Genomic DNA, 19,532 nt, shown 5'->3' on the forward strand with positions numbered 1-19,532 from the left:
GTGCCCAAGATGATTCAGTAATCTAATGCTCGCAGTTCCTCAGACCAAGCGGCGCTGGCCGTTATTGGCCTGAGTGTTGCCGGTCAATCAAAGTGCCTGATTCGCTCGCGGAAAGTTCGTCTGCATAAAAAAACCGAAGTCTGAGACTTCGGTTTCTGGTGTCACCTGGCAGGCTCGCCTGCGGCTCAGGCTGGGAACAGTTCGCTGAGCTTCAGGGCCAGCATCATGTCGCCTTCAGCGCGCAGCTTGCCGCCCATGAAGGCCTGCATGCCATCGGTTTCACCGCTGACGATGCCCTGCATGGTTTCGCTGTCCATGATTAGGGTGACATTGGCGTCGCTGGATTCGCCTTGCTGCAGATCGCAAGTGCCATCCTTGACTACCAGGTAGTAGTTCTCGGCATCGGTGATGTTGAACTGAAACACCAAGTCCAGGCCGGCAGCGGCACTGGGGTTGAACTTCGACTGCATGCCTTTGAAAGTCTCGGCGACGTTGCTCATGAGGGTTTCCTTTTTTGGTCGTTATGGGTACGCAGCTCGAGGCCGCTTGGGGCTGGGCTCATCTATGGGTGACGAGCTCCGGATTCTTCAGAAGTTGCAGGTGCGCATGACTATTGAAGGAGGCGAGCGCGACATCGCGATCACGAAACTTCAGCAGACTGAGTGAAGTGTTGACGATCTGCCAGTTCATCTCGAACGCCTTGACCGGCGGTACGCCGATGATCAGCTGTAGCAGCGCGGTGATGGTTCCGCCGGATGTGAAGATGGCAATGCGATCCCGCTTGCCGGCGTGCTCGAGTACACGCTCCAGGCCGCCGCGCACGCGGTCGAGAAAGTGCTGCCAGCTCTCGAGTTCTTCCTTTTCATGTTCACCGGAAATCCAGCGATGCACGATATAGTTGAACAACCGCTGAAACTCGGCCCGATGGTCTGCGGCGTTGCGCAGGATATGCATCGCGTTTGGCTCGACCTTGAGCAGGTCGGGCAGGTGGGCGCGGATAACCGCATCGGCATGAAATTCGTTGAAGGCCGCGTCGATTTCGAGTTCCGGCTGGGTGCTCAGTCTGGCAATCGTGGTGCGTGCGGTGTCCTGTTGACGCTCAAGTTCGCCACTCAGACAGCGATCGAAGGTCACATCAAGTTGCGCCAGGTAGTCACCAAGCGCTTCGGACTGACGATAACCGAGAGGAGAGAGCACGTCGTAGTTTTCTGCGCCGAATGACGCCTGACCATGTCTGATCAGGTAGATACTGCCCATGCATGCTGCTCCGGCCGGCACTGTTTTTCGCGAGGGTAGGGACATCGTTCCGGAGTGTCAACGATAATTCGAACGTTTGTTTGAATTGCATGCGCTAGCCCAGCCCAAGGCCCATCGGTATGCTGGCGGCTTGCTGCCGAAGGGTGTCTGTCGGCAACCGGAACACACCGAGAGGTAATACGTGGAATTTCTTGTCGATTACGCCAGCTTCCTGGCCAAGACCGTCACGCTGGTGGTCGCAATCGTGATCGTGCTGATCGCTCTCGCTTCGATGCGCCGGGGGCGCAGCAAGCAGGGCGGTGGTCATCTCGAAGTGCACAAGCTCAACGAGTTCTACAAATCGATGCGCGAGCGCTTGGAGCAGGCCGTGCTGGAGAAGGATGCGTTCAAGGCATTGCGCAAGCGCGAAGCCAAGGCTGCCAAGCAGAACAAGAAGCCGGAAACGCCCGCGCGCGTGTTCGTCCTCGATTTTGATGGCGACATCCGCGCTTCGGCCGTCGACAACCTGCGCCACGAGATCACCGCGCTGCTGACGATGGCAACGCCGCAGGACGAAGTGGTCCTGCGCCTGGAGAGCGGTGGCGGCATGGTGCACGGCTATGGCCTGGCCGCGTCACAGCTGGTGCGCATCCGCGATGCCGGCGTACCGCTGACAGTCTGTGTCGACAAGGTGGCGGCGAGCGGCGGCTACATGATGGCGTGCATCGGCAACCGCATTCTTACTGCGCCGTTCGCCATTCTCGGTTCCATTGGTGTGGTAGCCCAGTTGCCGAACGTTCATCGGCTGTTGAAGAAGCATGACGTGGATTTCGAAGTGCTCACCGCGGGCGAGTACAAGCGGACTTTGACCGTTTTCGGTGAGAACACCGAAAAGGGGCGGGAGAAGTTCCAGGAAGACCTGGAAACTACCCATGAGCTGTTCAAGAACTTCGTCGCCCGCTATCGGCAGAACCTCTCGATAGACGATGTTGCAACTGGGGAGGTCTGGCTCGGCATCGCTGCGTTGGGCAAGCACCTGGCGGACGAGCTGAAGACCAGTGATCAGTACCTTGCCGAACGGGCCCAGGAAGCGGAACTGTTCCAGCTGCATTACATACAGAAGAAGAGCCTGCCGGAGCGTTTCGGCATGGCGGCCAGTACGGTCATGGAGCACGGCTTGCTGAAAGGCTGGAGCCGGCTGAACGAACAACGTTTTTGGCAATGACAAGGGGACCGCGATGAGCAGCTTCAAGGCGCTACAAGTCAGCGAGGTGGCCGACGGCCGTTTCGAATCCAAAGTCGTCGAGCGTGGTATCGATGAGCTGCCAGCCGGTGAGGTGCTCATCCGGGTGCGTTATTCCTCACTGAACTTCAAGGACGCTCTATCTGCGAGCGGCAACCGCGGCGTGACGCGGTCCTACCCCCATACGCCGGGGATCGATGCGGCCGGCGTCGTGGCTTCGTCAAGTGTGGGCGAATTCGCCGAAGGCGATGAGGTGATCGTCACCGGCTACGACCTGGGCATGAACACCGCTGGTGGTTTCGGTCAGTACATCCGCGTTCCGGCTGCCTGGGTGATCAAGCGGCCTCAGGGCCTGCCACTGCGCGATGCGATGATCCTAGGCACAGCCGGACTGACCGCGGCGCTTTGTATCGACAAGCTCGAACAGGCCGGTTTGGAGCCGGGTGATGCGCCCGTGCTCGTGACCGGAGCCACGGGGGGAGTTGGCAGTATTGCGGTCGCGCTGCTGGCCAGTCTTGGTTATAAGGTCGCGGCGGTAACCGGCAAGGCTGATCAGGCTGCTTTCCTCACTCGCCTGGGTGCCAGTCAGATCGTCGAGCGCTCCGCATTGCAGGCAGGTGTGGAGAAGGCTTTGCTCAAGGAGCAGTGGGGCGGGGCGGTTGATACCGTCGGTGGAGACATCCTGTTCAACGTGGTCAAGTCGCTGCAGCGTGGTGCCAGCGTAGCCTGTTGCGGGCTCACTGCGGGTACTCATTTCCAGGCCAGCGTTCTGCCCTTTATCTTGCGTGGGGTCAATCTGCTGGGTGTGGACTCGGTGGAGATCCCTCTGGTGGTCAAGGCTTCCATGTGGGACAAGCTGTCGCTGCAATGGAAGTTGGTCAATCTCGAGGATCTGACGCACGAGATCGCTCTTGAGCAGTTGCCAGAGGCGATCGAGCGCATCTTGGCCGGGGGCCAGGTAGGTCGGATATTGGTACGTGTCGATTGAGTTGCGCCTGCTAAGCGGTTTATCGACGCGATAGTGGCAATGAATTTCCTCGGAAGCGGCAATTGGCGGAACCTAGTGCCAGTGCTGTTCGCAACCGAGGAAATCGTTCATGAAGAAGCTTGCCGAGAAAATCAAACAGATCGCTTCCGGAAAAAAGGCCGTAGAGGCTACCGCTCCGGTCGAACACCCTAATTTCTGGATGTATCAATGAAGCAATAAAAAGCCCGCCTATTGGCGGGCTTTTTATTTGCAGGTTCGACTGGGCTGGTATCAGCCCTGACGGCGACGGAACAGCGGGCGCTCGTCATCCGCCGCAGCCTGATAGGTCACTGAAAAGTCCTTCAACCCTTCCAGCGCGTCGACCGGATCGCGGTCGGCACGAATGGCAAAGGCATCGAAGCCGCAGCGACGCATGTAGAACAGCTGGTCTCGCAGCACGTCACCGATGGCGCGAATCTCGCCTTTATAGCCATAGCGCTCACGCAGCAGGCGGGCACTGGAGTAGTGGCGGCCATCGGTGAAGCTCGGAAAATTCAGGGCGATGACCTGAAAATGCTGCAGGTCGTCGGCGATTTCTTCGACCTGCTCATGCGCATCGAGCCATACGCCGAGGCCGCCATCACGGGCTTTCAACGCATGGGCGTGATCTAGCCACAGATGCAGCGGAACGATCAGGTCGTCGCTATTGCACAGGTCGTCGAGCGTTTGTTCCTTGGGCAGCAGGTGCCAGGTTTCATCGACCAGTTGATCGTTCTTAATGATTCGCTGCATAGACGCGCTCCTTGAAGGGATCAATGCCGATGCGGCGGTAAGTGTCGATGAACTGTTCATCTTCGGTACGCTGCTCCACGTAAACGTTGATGATCTTTTCGATCACGTCGGGCATCGAGTCCTGGGCGAAGGATGGGCCGAGGATCTGGCCGAGGCTCGCCTCACGGCCGGAACTGCCGCCCAACGAGACCTGGTAGAACTCCGCGCCCTTCTTGTCCACACCGAGGATGCCGATATGGCCGACATGGTGGTGGCCACAGGCGTTCATGCAGCCTGAGATGTTCAGGTCGATGTTGCCCAGGTCGAACAGGTAGTCGAGGTTATCGAAGCGGCGCTGGATGGATTCGGCGATCGGAATCGACTTGGCATTGGCCAGCGAGCAGAAGTCGCCGCCAGGGCAGCAGATGATGTCGGTCAGCAGGCCGATGTTCGGCGTAGCCAGACCCAGCTCGCGCAGTTCGTGCCAGAGCTCGAACAGCTTGGCCTGCTCGACGTCGGCCAGGATCATGTTCTGCTCGTGGGAGTTGCGCACCTCACCGAAGCTGTAGCGATCGGCCAGGTCGGCGATGGCGTCGAGCTGCTTGTCGGTGACGTCGCCAGGTGCCACGCCAGTGCTCTTCAGCGAGAGGGTGACTGCCGCGTAACCGGGCTTCTTGTGCGCGACCACGTTGCGCTGGCGCCAGCGGGCGAAGCCCGGATGCTCGACGCCCAGTTGGGCGAGGGCCGCGTCCTGATCTTCCAGCGCCTTGTATGCCGGATCGACGAAGAACTTGCTGACTCGCTGAACTTCAGCTTCGGTCAGTGTTGTCGGACCGTCCTTCAGGTGCGCCCATTCGGCATCGACGCGCTCGGCGAACACTTCCGGGGTCAGTGCCTTCACCAGGATCTTGATGCGGGCCTTGAACTTGTTGTCACGACGGCCATAGCGGTTATAAACCCGCAGAATGGCGTCTAGGTAACTCAGCAGGTGCTGCCAAGGCAGGAACTCGTTGATGAAACTGCCGACAATCGGGGTCCGGCCGAGGCCGCCACCAACCGAGACGCGGAAGCCGAGTTCGCCAGCCTCGTTCTTCACTGCTTCCAGGCCGATGTCGTGTACTTCGATGGCGGCGCGGTCGCTGACCGCACCGTTGACGGCGATCTTGAACTTGCGCGGCAGGAAGGCGAATTCGGGGTGGAAGGTCGACCACTGGCGGATGATCTCGCACCATGGTCGTGGATCGATCAGTTCGTCCTTGGCGACACCGGCGAACTGGTCGGTGGTGGTGTTGCGGATGCAGTTGCCGCTGGTCTGGATGGCGTGCATCTGCACGGTGGCCAGCTCGGCGAGAATCTCCGGCACGTCTTCCAACTCAGGCCAGTTGAACTGCACGTTGGTCCGGGTGCTGATGTGCGCGTAGCCCTTGTCGTAATGACGCGCGATCTCGGCCAGCTTGCGTACCTGGGTGGAGGAGAGCAGGCCATAGGGCACGGCAACGCGCAGCATGGGCGCGTAGCGCTGGATGTACAGGCCATTCTGCAGACGCAGCGGGCGGAATTCTTCATCAGCGAGTTCGCCAGCCAGGAAGCGGCGGGTCTGGTCGCGGAACTGCCGGACCCGGTCCTCGATGATGTGTTGGTCGTACTGATCGTAAACGTACATAAATGTCCTGTTTTCAGGCTGTCTACAGCATTCGCGCGCACGGCCGCGCACCCAATTAGGGAGGGCGGCACGATACCAGCTCGTGGTTATGCGCAAAAGTGATGTTTGGGAATATGTTTAGAACTAAACCAGTCGAAATTGGCTTATAGCCTTGTGCCCTTGAGCAACCGCGATACGTGGTCTTCACTCGGTAAATGCAGGCTTTCGATGTCATCGAACTGTCAGAGGAGAAGTCCCGTGAGAAACGACCAGCGCGACAGTGTAGTGGACGCTGCGGCGATCTTCAGCTTGATCATGCTTGCGGTAGGGACCGCGATATTCTGGGTCAGCCATCAGTAGCGACCATCAGCCGACCAGGTACAGCACCAGTTTGACCAATCCGAGGATCAGCAGCACGAACAGCGCGGTGAAGCCTACGCCAAGAATGATGAAGTGGCTGGGTTTGCCGTGGCTGAAATCGCGAGCCCTGTTCTTGCCGCTCTGCACGCCCAGCGCAGCGGCCAGTACGCTGCCAAGCATCTCACGTAGCGTCAGGCTTTTTTCCTGCTCATCTTTCATGGCTGCCTCGGATGGGGACTTTTTCGAAGTCTAGCCGAGCGTGGCAAAGGTGATCGGGCGGAAGTGAAAGAGAGGGGGCGCGAAGAGTCGCGCTTGGCGAAAAGCCGGGACCGGCCTGTCGTGTCCGGCCCCGCTATCGTTACTCGGCCTGAACAGCGATGGTTTTCGCACCATCGGCAGAGCCCGGCTGCTTGGGTAACGAAAGGCGCAACACGCCCTTGCCGAATTTCGCATCGATCTTGTCGCGGTCTACGCCTTCAGGCAGCGCGAAGCTGCGCTGGAAGCTGCCGTAGGATCGTTCGGAAAGGTGATAGCCGTCCTTCTCTTCCTTGTGTTCCTGGCGCTTTTCGCCCTTGATGACCAAGCTGTTGCCGACCAGTTTTACCTCGACGTCCTTCTCATCCAGGCCGGGTAGTTCCGCAGTGATCTCGAAGGCGTTTTCCTTCTCGACAACATCCACCACCGGCATGCGGCTGGGACCGCCTTGCCACAGCGGTGTAGTCTCCATGCCATGGCGGCTGAAAGGCAGATGCCAGGGCCGTTCGAAGTCATCGAAAAGACGGTCTACCTGTCGGCGCAGGGAGTCAAAGGGCGCCAGGGCTCCTGGGGCGCAGACGTGATCTTCTTTTCGTCCGTTGATACGGGCTGTTTGTTCGAAGCGTCGTTCATTTCGCAAACTCCTGGGAAGCTCGTGAAGTTAACAGCGCATTCAGTTTTCACCCGCTGTACAGAACCCGGTTTGATTCTGATCAACCGCGGCCCCACTAATTTGGCGATGCCGGGCAAGCGGCAAGGACTCCCAGGCACCTTTGCTCAAAGGCTCTGCTTGAACCAGTCCCACAGCCCCAGCGAGAAGCCTGGGAACAGATTGATGCCCAGAGCGGACTTGAGCAGATAAAGAATCACCAGGCCGACCAGGCCGGAGAACAACAGGAATACGGTAGCCAACGCAGCCTTGGCGATCAGCGAGAGGTTTTGTTGCGGGCGCGTCAGGTTTCGCTTGTTGCGGCCGGCAACGATCGCGAAGTAGTAGCGATCGCTCCACAACCGTATGGTGCCGCGCAGATCGACCCGATGCCTGACCCAGGAGCGCGCGCCAAATACGCTGCGTAGTGCGTCGAGCTGCTCTTCGCTGAAGGATTCACGCAGATGTTCCGGCAGGCGCTGTTGCAGCCCCCGAATGAACGGGTCCTGATCAACGGGCAGATCCGAATAAGGCTTGGGGTAGGGCGTGTGTTCTTCTTCGGGTGACGGCATTGCGAGGTCGCTCCGGTAAGGCGCGTCAGAGCGCGGCGAGTGTGGTGGCCAGCTGGCGGAAATGGGGGCGGTGTTCCGGTTGCTCGGATAAGCATTGGTTCTGCAGCTCGAGCAGGGTGCCATGGCGTGGGTCGCCATCGAAGCCAGGGCAGCGTTGCAGCAGTTCCTCCAGCAGGCAACCGAAGGCGCGGGATTCGATGCGCTGCAGTGCGCGTCCGGTGGTGCTTTCCGGCTCGAAGAAGGATGCCGCCCCGAAATCGCTAAGCAGGCTGTTGCCCCGTGCATCGACCAGCAGGTTGTGGGCGTAAAGGTCGCCGTGCAGGATGCCGCGCTGGTGCAGGTGTGCCACTGCGGATGCCGCTCCGCGGGCGATGCGCAACGCCTGATCGAGGCTGAACGTAAGATCATCGGCATAGCAGTCACGCGTGCAGCTGGCCAGGTCAGGCGGACCAGCCAGTGGCTGGAAGGCCGGTTCGACCAGATCCATCAGTAGCCCGGGCGTTTGACCCGACTGATCAGCCAGCGGCCCGGCAACATCGATCAGGTTTGGATGGGCGCCGGCGGCCACGCAGGCGGCCATCTCGCTATGGGGTAGGCCATCACTGGTGACGTGGCCCTTGAACTGTTTGGCAGCCATCTGCTTGGGCGGCTGTCCGCTCTGCTGCCACTCGGCACGATATATGATGCCGGATGCGCCCTGGCCCAGCTGCTCATGCAGGACGACCTGCTCGCGCGGGATCGCCGGTAGTGAGTGGCGAGCGAGGCTGATCGCTTCGTTCGCATCGCTGAAAGAGTTGCCCGCAGCGGCCAGCCAGCTGAGTCGTGGCAGCGTCAGCAGCCAGGCGGGCAGCGCTGGCAGGCGGTTGGCGGCGATGCGCAGCAATTCCAGGTTGACGCAATTGGCCAGCGTATCCGGCAGCGAAGACAGCTGATTGCCAGCGAGCATCAGTTTTTGCAAGCGTCGGCAGGTGCCGATCTCGTCAGGCAACGCTTGCAGCTGGTTGTCGGTGAGGATCAGCCAGCGCAACGCCGGCGGCAACGCGGCGGCGGGCAGATGGCGGATCTGGTTGGCCTTGAAGCCAATCATCTCGAGCTGCTCGCAGTCGCCGAGGCAATCCGGCACCTCGGTGAAGAGGTTGTCCGAGCAGAACAGGATGCGCAGCTTGCGCAGGCGAGACAGGTCGGACGGCAGGCTCTTGAGTTGGTTGCCGGAGAGATTGAGTACTTCCAGCGTATCGGCGAGATCGAAGATCGCCTCCGGAAAGCTCTGCAGGCCGGCCGAGAGATCGAGACGGCGGATTCCGGCCAGCTCGCCGCGTTCCAGTTGTTCCAATGTATGCATGCGGATTTGCGCTTTCCTTGCTGTATGAGGCCGAGCGGGGCGTCGATCGTATTGCGCTGGGACACTGGCTCGGGCCTGCGGGTTCAGGCGCCGCGATCAACGCGCCGCTTGCGATCTAGCGCTTGCTCGGCGCGGGCACGGAGCTGGCCGCAACCGCCATCGATGTCCTGGCCGGCCGAATTGCGAACCTTGGTCAATACGCCGCGGCTGTGCAGGTAACGTACGATCTGCACGATGCGCTCGCCATCAGGACGCTGGTATTCATCGTCTTCCAGGCTGTTGTAGGGGATCAGGTTCATCACCGCGTACTTGCCCTTGAGCAGGCGCAGGATGCCATCCATCTCATCCTGGTTGTCGTTGATGCCCTTGAGCAGGGTCCACTGGTACTGGATCGGGAATCCGGTCGCGCGGGCGTAGGCTTCGCCGAGGTCGACCAGTTCGTCGGGAGCGATCTGCGGCGCCCGCGGCAGCAGCGCCTGACGCAACGCCGCATCGGTGCTGTGCAGCGACAGGGCCAGCGCCGGTTTGACCCGCTGCTGCGGCAGACGCTCGAACACGCGTATATCGCCGACGGTGGAGAACACCAGATTCTTGTGGCCGATGCCGCCGTCCGTGCCGAGCAGGTCGATGGCATCGAGCACGTTGTCGAGATTGTGGGCGGGCTCACCCATGCCCATGAACACCACCTTCTTCACCGGGCGGAAGCGTCGGGCGAGGGCGACCTGGGCGACGATCTCGGCGCTGCCCAGCTGACGTAGCAGGCCGCTCTTGCCGGTCATGCAGAACACGCAGCCCACCGCGCAGCCGACCTGGCTGGAAACGCACAGGCCGTCACGCGGCAGCAGCACGCTTTCCACCATCTGTCCGTCGGCCAGCTCCACCAGCAGGCGTGCCGAGCCGTCGGCCGCTGGGTGTTCGGAGCGCAGCCGCGCCAGACCATCAATTTCGGCGTTAAGTGCTGGCAGGCCTTCGCGCACGCTCAGCGGCAGGAAGTCCTCGGCCTGTTGCTGGCGCCGGCCCACATCGAGCGGCAGGCCCTTGAGCCAGGCACGGGTCATTCGCCCGATATGACGGGGCTTGGCGCCGATGTCGGCGAGGCGTTGCTGCAGGTCTGGGATTCGCATAGGGCGCGCATTCTATCCGGGGTCACGCGGTGAAGCGACGGCAGAACGGCACGATGCCGACCAGCAGGACGGCGAGCAGCGCGAAGGCCATGCCCAGCGAGCTGAAATGCGCGACCACGCCCATCATGGCCGGACCGGCGAGGACGCCGGCGAAACCGATGGTGGTCGCCACGGTGACGGCCAGTTGCACCGGCATGCCGTCCTGCCGGCTCAAGGAGGAAATCAGCACCGGCGAGACGTTGGCGCAACCCAGCCCGCACAAGCCGTAGCCGATCAGTGCCACGGCCCAGTGCTCGGCAGCAAGGCTCAGGACGATGCCGAAGGCAGCGAGCAGACCACCAAAGGCGATGACGCGCGCCGTGCCGAGTGCATTTACCAGCGGGCCGCCAGCGAAACGCGCGATGGTCACCATGAGGGCGAAGGCTGCGTAACCCAGGCCGCCCTTGGCCACTTCGAGGCCTTTCTCTCCGGTCAGGTAAAGCGCGCTCCAGTCCAGTACGGCGCCTTCGGCCAGATACACGACGAAGCACATCAGGCCTACAAGCAGCACCACGCCTGTGGGCCGCACGAACGCAAAGCCGCCCCCCGGCGCACGATTCGGCAGAAAGCCGCGGGCCAGCCCAAGATTCGCCACAACGATCAGCCCGATCATCAGAAAGCTGCCAATCTCCGGCGCCAGGCCGAGGGTCAGCAGACCAGTGAATATCAGCGCGCCACTGATGGCCCCAAGGCTGTACATGCCATGGAAGTTCGACATCAGCCGGCGACCGACGGCGGTTTCCACCAGCACCGCCTGAATGTTCATGATCACATCGATGACGCCCAGGCTGCCGCCGAAGCAGAACAGTGCAAGGGCCAGCAGCCACATCGATTCGGTCAGCGCCATCCCGGCCAGGGCCAACGCCAGCAGCACGACGCTACACAGCTGCACTGGACGGATGCCCCAGCGGCCTACCAATACGCCGGACAGTGGCATCCAGGTCAGCGAGCCGACGCCAATGCAGAGCAGCAAAAGGCCGAACACCGCATCGGTCATCTCGATGCGTTCGCGCACATAGGGCACCAGTGGCGCCCATACGGAAAGGCCGAAGCCGGCCATGAAGAAACCGCAACGGGTCGCGTTGCGCACGATGGGGGTATCGATCTGAACGGTGTTACGGACCGCAGACATGGGCGGCATTCCTCGATTGACTGGATTGACAGCGTGGATAGCAGCGCGACGAGCTGCGTATCACCACAGGGCCAGCAATCCGGTATCGAAGAGAAACAGCAGTCGGCTTCCCGCGGGCAGGCATGAAGAGCAGGGAAATGACGTGCTGGGCATGGACGAGGCAGTTATTGAGCAGATGGGGCAGAGGATACACAAGCCAGCCTGCGGCACAACCCGCCCGCAAGAGCACCATCAGCATGCCGCTCCGACTTCATCGGGCCGATTCGCGGGATGCGCATGCTATCGTTGTCCGCTTTGTTGCCATGTGCGCTGTCGGAGCAGTCGATGAAGTTCATACACCAGCGCGAGCACCTCAACGAGGACGATATCGTCGTCATCGAATGCTCGCAGACCTGCAACATCCGCCTGATGAACGATGCGAATTTCCGCAGTTTCAAGAACGGCGGGCGCCACACCTACCACGGTGGGGCGTTCGATAAATTCCCGGCGAAGATCGTGGTGCCGAGCACCGGCTTCTGGAACATCACCATCGATACGGTTACCCGGCGGCCGATCAGCGTGACGCGCAAACCGAACCTCAGCCACTCGATCAGGGTCATTCGACGGTCCCCCTCGCGTCTGTAATCGCCAAACTGGACTGCGAGGACAACGAACAGGAAGCGACGTTTTGAACCGCAGCCATCACCCTCATGTTCATGCCGCCAACACCAGTCTCGATAACCGCGCAGCCGAAACACACAAGGGTGAAAGCGGCGGAACCACCCGCGCGCATCTTGGCATGCTGCTCTGGGCGCTTTTTGTCGGGTTGTCGTTTCCGGCGGTGGGCTTGCTCAGTGATGACTTGCCGCCGCTGCTGTTGACCGCCATGCGCTTCGCCATCGCCGCGCTGGTCTTGGCACCGCTGGCCTGGAGCCAGAGCGAAGGGCGGCCGGGTTGGCGCACGATGCTGCTCTACGCTGGCATGGGGCTATGTCTGGCGGGCTTTTTCGGAACCATGTTCTGGGCGGCCCATCGGGTCAGTGCACTGTCGATGGCGACGCTGTTCGTCAGCGTGCCGCTGCTGGCTTACTGCCTGGGCCGTGGGCTGGGTGTCGAGCGGCCTGCCGGGCGTCTGTTGGCCGTCCTGGCGCTTGGTGCGAGCGGGGCGCTCGGGCTGGCATGGGCCGAGAACGGTGGCGATTTCTCCGGCATGCAGTTTGGCCTGGGCGAGTTGGGTTTCTTCTTCGGCTGTGTCGCTTCGGCGTTGTATCCGGTGCTCAGCAAATGGGGACTGGCGAACGGCACTTTGCCCCGGCAGGCGGGTTTGCGCACCTTCTGGAGCTTGATCGCCGGCGCACTGCTGATCGGCCTGATGGGCTTTATCTGGGAGCGACCGGCGTCGCTGCTGCGCATGAACCTGCTCGATCTGCTGCTGGTGTCCTACCTTGGCGTTTTTTCCAGCGCCATGACCTTTTTCCTGCAACAGCGAGCGACGTCTGTTCTCACGCCCGGTGCGGTTACGGCCTACAGCTACCTGGTGCCCTTCGTCTCGATGTTGCTGCTGTTCTTCGATCAGCCGGCACGCATGGGTGTGCACTGGTTGCCCGGCAGCTTGCTGGTTGTGCTTGCCATCGGCCTGCTGTTACGTCGCGACCGTCAGTCCTAGGGCTTTTCGCCTAGCAGCGCGCGGGTGTGTGCAATCGCTTGGCGCTCGCGCTCGGTCCAGCTGCCGCCGATCTCGACGAAGGGCTGATCCCGCTGCACCAGCCAGCTGCGACATGCCTCGAAGAAGTCCAGTCGTTCGCTGATATCTGGCTGGCAGCGCTGGCCGTCGGCGTGCCACTCGATCTTTTCCGGCGAGAGCAGCAGATGCTGGTGGTAATCCCTCGCCAGTAGCTCCTCCTCGAGCCAGGCGGGGCAGTCGCCGAACAGCGTATGACTCCAGAGCATGTTGCTCAGCAGGTGCGTGTCGAGAATCAGCAGGTGCGGTGCCTGAGTTCTCGCGGTGTCTTCGCGGGCCAGCTGACCACGGGCGATGGCCGGAATATCGGCAAACGTCGTGTCGCGTTGCGTCTGCTCGATGTAGTCACGCACGTATTCGCCGACTAGCACACCGCCGAACGTGCGCAGCAGCCTTTCGGCAAGCCAGCTTTTGCCGGTGGACTCCGGGCCGGTAAGCACCAAGACCTTCATCGAGTGGCCACCTGCGCCGTTCGCCACTCCCGCAGCCCCATGACGGCAAGCCCGGTGAACAGCGCGTAGAGGCTGGCAGTCAGCCAGTAGCCCTGATAGCTGAAGAAGCCAATGAACAGCACATCCAGGACGATCCACAAAACCCAGCACTGTAGGCGCTTGAGTGCCATCCACAGCTGTGCGAGCAGGCTAAATGCAGTCAGGGTGGCGTCGATCCAGGGGAAGGCAGCCGCGGTGAAGTTCGCCATGGCGCTGCCAAGCAGCAGACTGACGAGTATTGCACCGGCAATGCCAATGGACGCTTCGCGACTGCTTGCCCGTGTTACGGGCCGGCCTCCCTCGCCAGTCGCTCCGCGTGTCCAGGTCCACCATCCGTAAAGTTGCATGGCGGCGAAAACACTGTGCAGCAGCACCTGTGAATACAGCCTGGCGTCGAAGAAGAACCAGGCGTACAGCGACACCATGCCCAGGCCGATGGGCCAGCACCATGGGTTCTGACGTACTGTCAGCCATACGGCGATCAGGCCGAGCAGCGAGGCGATCAGTTCAAGCGACGACATGGCGTTACCGGTTGGGCCAAACGAGGGGCGCGATCATAGCGGACGTCGAAGCCCGTTGCTGCAGGCTGCAAAGCGCTCGCGATTGAACAACACGGGTATCGACTGGTCTTGCTAGAGGCAAGGTGCGGCGGGAGGCCGGCCAGACCTGAACCAGGCCCCGAGGAGAGGGAATCGATCCTGAATGACCCAGGCAATGGCTGGAAGTCGCGGCGGCTGGCGAATATCGGACTGCTTATGAGTGATGCCGGAGCGCGGCACGGCAAGAATCGCAATATTCAATTTCTTCGCGGGCTAGCGATCATGCTGGTGCTGCTGGCCCATGCCTCGGTGATGCTGGTCGGCGCGGAGGCGGACTGGTGGGACGGCTTGCTGCAGCGCTTTCTGCCGGGTATTGGCGTCGATCTGTTTTTTCTCATTTCCGGCTACCTGATGGGCGCGACCTTTCTGCGCAAGCAGCAGGGCTTCGAAGCTGAGGCGGTGTATGCCTTCTACAAGAAACGCATTCGCCGTGTGTTGCTGCCGACCTGGTTCTGGGCGGCCGTGGTGTTGCTGTTCAGCGTCGTCGAGCCGCCGCGTGGGGCGCCGGCTTACTCGCTGGACACGCTGCTCGGCGTGACGGCGAGCGCGGCGTTCTTTCTCGCCAACGTCTTCAACGGCCTGCACGAGACGGATGTTGGCTATTTCTGGTCAATCGCTCTTGAGGTGCAGTTCTATCTGCTGTTTCCGCTGCTGCTCCTGCTACGCCGGGCGTTCTGGCCGGCGGTGATAGGCATCGTGCTGTGGTTCAGCTTCGCCAACCCGCTCGCGCCAGAGTGGCTGTTCCGGGTGAACGGTTTGTTCATGGGGTTGCTGCTATGGAAGCTGTCGTCGCTGGATCAGTTTCGCGTCGTCGAGCGCGACATCGCGGCGATGACCGCCACCACCAAAGTGCTGGTGACCGGTCTGGCGGTGGTCTCGGCGAGCATTCTGGCCATCGCCCTGGAACCGCTCGCCTCGTTTCGCTGGGCGGCGGCGACGCTGGTGCTGGCCGTGCCATTCATGCTGGCGGTCTGTTCCAGCGAGGCGATCTTCGGCGCCTTGTCGCGCCCGTTGGAGACAATCGGGCGGCTGTCGTTCTCCCTGTACCTGTGCCATATCCCGGTTTGGCTGCTGTGCATGAGTTGGCTCGATGACCAGCCGCTGCTGCCGCGCGTGGCGCTTTGCGTAACCATGTCGCTGATCGTTGCTGGCCTGAGCTATCGCTATATCGAACGACCGCTGATGGAGGGTGCGAAGTCAGCGGCAGCCGCCGGAGAGGGGACGACTACGAGTTCAATAGCCGTCGCCCGCGCAGGGCGAGGCGGCTAGAGACGCGTTACTCGTCCTCGTCCTCGCCGCCGATGGCGCTGAGGCACTGCAGGCGGTGCGGGCCTTCCAGCAGCCAGCTTTCGCCGTCGGGTTGGCGCTGGCCTTCCATGATCTGGTTGTAGCTGAACTGCCACTGGCGACGCGTGCGGCCGTCGACCAGATCGATGGTCAGCAGGATGTCTTCACTGGCGAATGGCTGATTGGCCTCCGCGGCGGCGTCTGCATCATCGAGCAGCGCCTCGTTCAGTGCGAACTGCCAGGCATGCAGGTCGTCGATGATCAGCATGTCGGCCGTTTCGAGTTCGTCGATCAGCAGCGGTGTTTCGGATGACATGGTGCAAGCTCCATTGAGCGGAACGACGGCGGGCGCTCACAGGCGCCCGCCGCGGGATCAGTTGTCGTAACCCAGGTTCGGCATCAGCCAGCGTTCGCTGACGGCGATGTCTTCGCCCTTGCGCTGGCTGTAGCTTTCCACCTGATCCTTGTCGATCTTGCCGACGGCGAAATACTGCGCCTCGGGATGGGCGAAGTACCAGCCGCTGACGGCTGCGGTCGGCAGCATGGCGTAGTGCTCGGTGAGCGTGACCTGGCTGATGCCGTCGGCATCCAGCAGCTGGAACAGCGTGCCTTTCTCGGTATGGTCCGGGCAAGCCGGGTAGCCGGGGGCAGGGCGGATGCCCTTGTACTGCTCGCGGATCAGCTCCTCGTTGCTCAGTTGCTCATCCTTGGCGTAGCCCCAGTACTGCTTGCGCACCTGTTCGTGCAGCCATTCGGCGCAGGCCTCGGCGAGACGATCGGCGAGCGCCTTGACCATGATCGAGTTGTAGTCGTCGCCCTTGTCCTGGTAGGCCTTGGCCAACTCCTCGGCGCCGATGCCGGCGGTGCAGATGAAACCGCCCACGTAGTCGGTGATGCCGCTGTCCTTCGGCGCGACGAAGTCGGCCAGGGAAAGGTTCGGTTTGGCGTCCGGCTTGATGATCTGCTGGCGCAGGTGATGCAGGGTCGCGAGCTTCTCGCCATTGTCGCCATAGACTTCCAGGTCATCGTCCTGCACCTGGTTGGCCGGCCAGAAACCGAACACGGCGCGCGCGCGGATCAGCTTCTCGTCGATCAGCTTGTTCAGCATGGCCTGGGCATCGCTGAACAGCGCGGTGGCTGCTTCGCCGACCACTTCGTCCTCGAGGATGCGCGGGTACTTGCCGGCCAGGTCCCAGGCGATGAAAAACGGCGTCCAGTCGATGTACTCGGCCAGCGTGCGCAGGTCGATATCTTCCAGCAGCTGGCGGCCGGTAAAGCTCGGCTTGACCGGCGTGTAGCTGGCCCAGTCGAATTGCGGCTTGTTGGCGACGGCCTGGGCATAGCTCAGGCGCTCGGTGCGCGCACTGCGGTTGGCGGTGCGCTCGCGGATCATGGCGTACTCTTCGCGGGTCTTCTCTACGAAGGCCGGCTTGAGTTCCTTGGAGAGCAGGGTAGTAGCGACACCCACCGCGCGCGAGGCGTCGGTGACGTAGACCACCGCATCGTTGTGGTATTGCGGGTCGATCTTCACCGCGGTGTGTGCCTTGGACGTGGTGGCGCCGCCGATCATCAGCGGCAGGCTGAAGCCCTGGCGCTGCATTTCCTTGGCAACGTGGACCATCTCGTCCAGCGAAGGCGTGATCAGGCCGGAGAGGCCGATGATGTCGCACTTCTCGGCGATGGCGGTCTGCAGAATCTTCTCCGCCGGCACCATCACGCCCATGTCGACAACGTCGTAACCGTTACAGCCGAGCACCACGCCGACGATGTTCTTGCCGATGTCGTGCACGTCGCCTTTCACCGTGGCCATGAGGATCTTGCCCTTGGCTTCCGGCTTGTCGCCTTTTTCCGCCTCGATGAACGGGATCAGGTGCGCGACGGCCTGCTTCATCACGCGCGCCGACTTGACCACCTGTGGCAGGAACATCTTGCCGGCGCCGAACAGGTCGCCAACCACGTTCATGCCGCTCATCAGCGGGCCTTCGATCACCTCGATGGGTCGCTTGCACTGCTGGCGGCATTCCTCGGTGTCTTCGACGATAAAGGCGGTGATGCCCTTGACCAGTGCGTGCTCGAGGCGCTTGTCCACCGGCAGGCTGCGCCATTCTTCGGTTTCGGCCTCCTTGACCGAGCCGTCGCCCTTGTACTTGTCAGCGAGCTCCAGCAAGCCTTCGGTGCCGTTGGCGCTGCGGTTGAGTACCACGTCCTCGACCGCGTCGCGCAGCTCCTTGGGAATCTCGTCGTAGATCTCCAGCTGGCCGGCGTTGACGATGCCCATGGTCAGGCCCGCCTTGATCGCATGGAACAGGAATACCGAGTGGATCGCTTCGCGCACCGGATTGTTGCCACGGAAGGAGAACGACACGTTGGATACGCCGCCGGAGGTCAGCGCGTAGGGCAGGTTGTCGCGAATGAAGGCGCAGGCTTCGATGAAGTCGACCGCGTAGTTGTTGTGCTCCTCGATGCCGGTGGCGATGGCGAAGATGTTCGGGTCGAAGATGATGTCTTCCGGCGGAAAGTCCACTTCGTTGACCAGGATGTCGTAGCTGCGCTGGCAGATTTCGCGCTTGCGTGCGGCGGTATCGGCCTGGCCGGCTTCGTCGAACGCCATCACCACCACGGCGGCGCCATAGCGTTTGCACAGGTGGGCGTGGTGCTTGAACTGCTCGACGCCTTCCTTCATCGAGATCGAGTTGACGATGCCCTTGCCCTGGATGCACTTGAGGCCTGCCTCGATCACTTCCCACTTCGACGAGTCGATCATGATCGGCACGCGGGAAATATCCGGCTCGCCGGCGATCAGGTTGAGGAAGGTGACCATGGCCGCCTTCGAATCCAGCATGCCCTCGTCCATGTTGATGTCGATCACCTGGGCGCCGGCTTCGACCTGCTGCAGGGCGACTTCCAAAGCCTCGGTGTAGTTTTCTTCGCGGATCAGGCGGGCGAACTTGGCGGAACCGGTGATGTTGGTGCGCTCACCGACGTTGACGAACAGCGAGCTGCGGTCGATGGTGAACGGCTCCAGGCCCGACAGGCGGCAGGCCTTGGGAATGTCCGGAATGGCGCGCGGCGGGTATTTGCTGACCGCCTCGGCAATCGCCTGGATATGCGCCGGCGTGGTGCCGCAGCAGCCGCCGATGATGTTGAGAAAGCCCGAGGCGGCGAACTCTTCGACCACCGCGGCCATTTCTGCCGGGCTTTCGTCGTATTCGCCGAAGGCGTTCGGCAGGCCCGCATTGGGGTGCGCGGAGACGAATGTCTCGGCCTTGCTGGAGAGTTCTTCCAGATACGGACGCAGATCCTTGGCGCCGAGGGCGCAGTTCAGGCCAACGGAGATCGGCTTGGCGTGGCGCACCGAGTTCCAGAACGCCTCGGTGGTCTGCCCGGACAGGGTGCGGCCGGATGCATCGGTAATGGTGCCGGAGATCATGATCGGCAGCTCGACGCCTTCGTCCTCGAACACCTGCTGCACGGCGAAGATCGCCGCCTTGGCGTTCAGCGTGTCGAAGATCGTTTCGATCAAAATCAGGTCGGCACCGCCCTCGATCAGGCCGCGGGTGGCCTCTACGTAGTTCTCCACCAGCAGGTCGAAGGTGACGTTGCGATAGCCGGGGTTGTTGACGTCCGGGGAGATCGAGCAGGTGCGGCTGGTCGGGCCGAGTACGCCGGCGACGAAGCGCGGACGGTCCGGCGTTTCGGCGGTCTTGGCGTCCGCCACTTCACGCGCCAGGCGTGCGCCTTCGACGTTCAGTTCGTAAACCAGCTCTTCCATACCGTAGTCGGCCTGGGAGACGCGGGTCGCGTTGAAGGTGTTGGTCTCGAGAATGTCGGCGCCAGCGTCGAGATAGGCCTTCTCGATGGCCTGAATGATATCCGGGCGGCTCAGCAGCAGCAGGTCGTTATTGCCTTTGACGTCCTGCGGCCAGTCGGCGAAGCGCGTGCCACGGTAGTCCTCTTCTTCCAGCTTGTAGCTCTGGATCATCGTTCCCATGCCACCATCCAGAATCAGAATGCGCTCTTTGAGCGCTTGCTGGAGAGCCTGAAGACGGGAGCTGCGAGTGGACATGGGAACTACCTGAAAAGCTGAGACAAAAGAGCGCGAA

18 protein-coding genes and 1 pseudogene are annotated in these 19,532 nt (G+C 61.8%); 5 read left to right on the plus strand and 14 right to left on the minus strand.

Features of this window, described 5'->3' with window-relative positions; translation table 11 throughout:
* Positions 1 to 185 precede the first annotated feature (185 nt).
* Positions 186 to 500, minus strand: a complete 315-nt coding sequence (locus tag BHD08_RS18825; protein WP_003296758.1) for an SCP2 sterol-binding domain-containing protein — start codon at positions 498 to 500, stop codon at positions 186 to 188.
* Positions 501 to 558: 58 nt separating this feature from the next.
* Positions 559 to 1,257, minus strand: a complete 699-nt coding sequence (locus tag BHD08_RS18830) for a histidine phosphatase family protein (RefSeq protein WP_125024161.1) — start codon at positions 1,255 to 1,257, stop codon at positions 559 to 561.
* 181 nt (positions 1,258 to 1,438) lie between these two features.
* On the opposite strand from BHD08_RS18830, the gene sohB reads away from it, so the two are divergent.
* Complete coding sequence (sohB, locus tag BHD08_RS18835; RefSeq protein WP_015276906.1) at positions 1,439 to 2,461, plus strand: protease SohB; 1,023 nt, start codon at positions 1,439 to 1,441, stop codon at positions 2,459 to 2,461.
* Between the two features lie 13 nt (positions 2,462 to 2,474).
* The gene (locus BHD08_RS18840) at positions 2,475 to 3,467 is read left to right on the plus strand and encodes a YhdH/YhfP family quinone oxidoreductase (protein ID WP_125024163.1); all 993 of its coding nucleotides are present in this window, start codon (positions 2,475 to 2,477) and stop codon (positions 3,465 to 3,467) included.
* Between the two features lie 270 nt (positions 3,468 to 3,737).
* Here BHD08_RS18840 and BHD08_RS18845 read toward each other — a convergent pair whose 3' ends face one another.
* The 8 genes and pseudogenes from BHD08_RS18845 to BHD08_RS18880 all read right to left on the minus strand — a co-directional run bounded on the left by BHD08_RS18845 (position 3,738) and on the right by BHD08_RS18880 (position 11,332).
* Positions 3,738 to 4,238, minus strand: coding sequence for a DUF934 domain-containing protein (locus tag BHD08_RS18845; protein ID WP_015276909.1), 501 nt, complete (start codon positions 4,236 to 4,238; stop codon positions 3,738 to 3,740).
* Complete coding sequence (locus tag BHD08_RS18850) at positions 4,222 to 5,880, minus strand: nitrite/sulfite reductase (RefSeq protein ID WP_125024166.1); 1,659 nt, start codon at positions 5,878 to 5,880, stop codon at positions 4,222 to 4,224. The genes BHD08_RS18845 and BHD08_RS18850 overlap by 17 nt, the downstream gene beginning before the upstream one ends.
* Before the next feature lie 345 nt (positions 5,881 to 6,225).
* Positions 6,226 to 6,438, minus strand: coding sequence for a DUF2970 domain-containing protein (locus BHD08_RS18855; protein WP_015276911.1), 213 nt, complete (start codon positions 6,436 to 6,438; stop codon positions 6,226 to 6,228).
* A gap of 139 nt (positions 6,439 to 6,577) precedes the next feature.
* A pseudogene (locus BHD08_RS18860) lies at positions 6,578 to 7,107 on the minus strand (Hsp20/alpha crystallin family protein).
* A gap of 144 nt (positions 7,108 to 7,251) precedes the next feature.
* A complete protein-coding gene (locus tag BHD08_RS18865; protein ID WP_125024168.1) occupies positions 7,252 to 7,695 on the minus strand; it encodes a 3-phosphoshikimate 1-carboxyvinyltransferase in 444 nt (147 codons plus the stop codon).
* A gap of 25 nt (positions 7,696 to 7,720) precedes the next feature.
* Positions 7,721 to 9,037, minus strand: coding sequence for a leucine-rich repeat-containing protein kinase family protein (locus tag BHD08_RS18870; protein WP_125024169.1), 1,317 nt, complete (start codon positions 9,035 to 9,037; stop codon positions 7,721 to 7,723).
* An 83-nt stretch (positions 9,038 to 9,120) separates the two neighbouring features.
* Positions 9,121 to 10,161, minus strand: a complete 1,041-nt coding sequence (locus tag BHD08_RS18875; RefSeq protein WP_125024171.1) for an RNA methyltransferase — start codon at positions 10,159 to 10,161, stop codon at positions 9,121 to 9,123.
* Positions 10,162 to 10,183: 22 nt separating this feature from the next.
* Positions 10,184 to 11,332, minus strand: a complete 1,149-nt coding sequence (locus BHD08_RS18880; RefSeq protein ID WP_125024173.1) for an MFS transporter — start codon at positions 11,330 to 11,332, stop codon at positions 10,184 to 10,186.
* 324 nt (positions 11,333 to 11,656) lie between these two features.
* On the opposite strand from BHD08_RS18880, the gene BHD08_RS18885 reads away from it, so the two are divergent.
* Together BHD08_RS18885 and BHD08_RS18890 are read left to right on the plus strand one after the other, a co-directional pair.
* Positions 11,657 to 11,956 carry a DUF1883 domain-containing protein gene (locus BHD08_RS18885; protein WP_003279791.1) on the plus strand — a complete coding sequence of 100 codons (300 nt, stop codon included), beginning with the start codon at positions 11,657 to 11,659 and terminating at the stop codon, positions 11,954 to 11,956.
* 43 nt (positions 11,957 to 11,999) lie between these two features.
* Positions 12,000 to 12,977 carry a DMT family transporter gene (locus tag BHD08_RS18890; protein WP_125024176.1) on the plus strand — a complete coding sequence of 326 codons (978 nt, stop codon included), beginning with the start codon at positions 12,000 to 12,002 and terminating at the stop codon, positions 12,975 to 12,977.
* Here BHD08_RS18890 and BHD08_RS18895 read toward each other — a convergent pair.
* Both BHD08_RS18895 and pnuC read right to left on the minus strand, forming a co-directional pair.
* Positions 12,974 to 13,504 carry an AAA family ATPase gene (locus BHD08_RS18895; RefSeq protein WP_125024179.1) on the minus strand — a complete coding sequence of 177 codons (531 nt, stop codon included), beginning with the start codon at positions 13,502 to 13,504 and terminating at the stop codon, positions 12,974 to 12,976. The genes BHD08_RS18890 and BHD08_RS18895 overlap by 4 nt on opposite strands.
* Positions 13,501 to 14,064, minus strand: coding sequence for a nicotinamide riboside transporter PnuC (pnuC, locus tag BHD08_RS18900; RefSeq protein WP_125024181.1), 564 nt, complete (start codon positions 14,062 to 14,064; stop codon positions 13,501 to 13,503). The genes BHD08_RS18895 and pnuC overlap by 4 nt, the downstream gene beginning before the upstream one ends.
* 234 nt (positions 14,065 to 14,298) lie before the next feature.
* Between pnuC and BHD08_RS18905 the strand changes: the two genes are divergently transcribed.
* A complete protein-coding gene (locus BHD08_RS18905; protein WP_125024184.1) occupies positions 14,299 to 15,411 on the plus strand; it encodes an acyltransferase in 1,113 nt (370 codons plus the stop codon).
* A 7-nt stretch (positions 15,412 to 15,418) separates the two neighbouring features.
* Here BHD08_RS18905 and BHD08_RS18910 read toward each other — a convergent pair whose 3' ends face one another.
* The gene (locus tag BHD08_RS18910) at positions 15,419 to 15,745 is read right to left on the minus strand and encodes a DUF5629 family protein (protein ID WP_125024187.1); all 327 of its coding nucleotides are present in this window, start codon (positions 15,743 to 15,745) and stop codon (positions 15,419 to 15,421) included.
* Positions 15,746 to 15,802: 57 nt separating this feature from the next.
* A complete protein-coding gene (gene metH / locus BHD08_RS18915) occupies positions 15,803 to 19,495 on the minus strand; it encodes a methionine synthase (protein WP_125024190.1) in 3,693 nt (1,230 codons plus the stop codon).
* Between the last annotated feature and the right edge of the window lie 37 nt (positions 19,496 to 19,532).

The sequence above is a fragment of the Pseudomonas sp. SCT genome, assembly GCF_003864275.1.
Lineage (GTDB): Bacteria > Pseudomonadota > Gammaproteobacteria > Pseudomonadales > Pseudomonadaceae > Stutzerimonas > Stutzerimonas stutzeri_AE.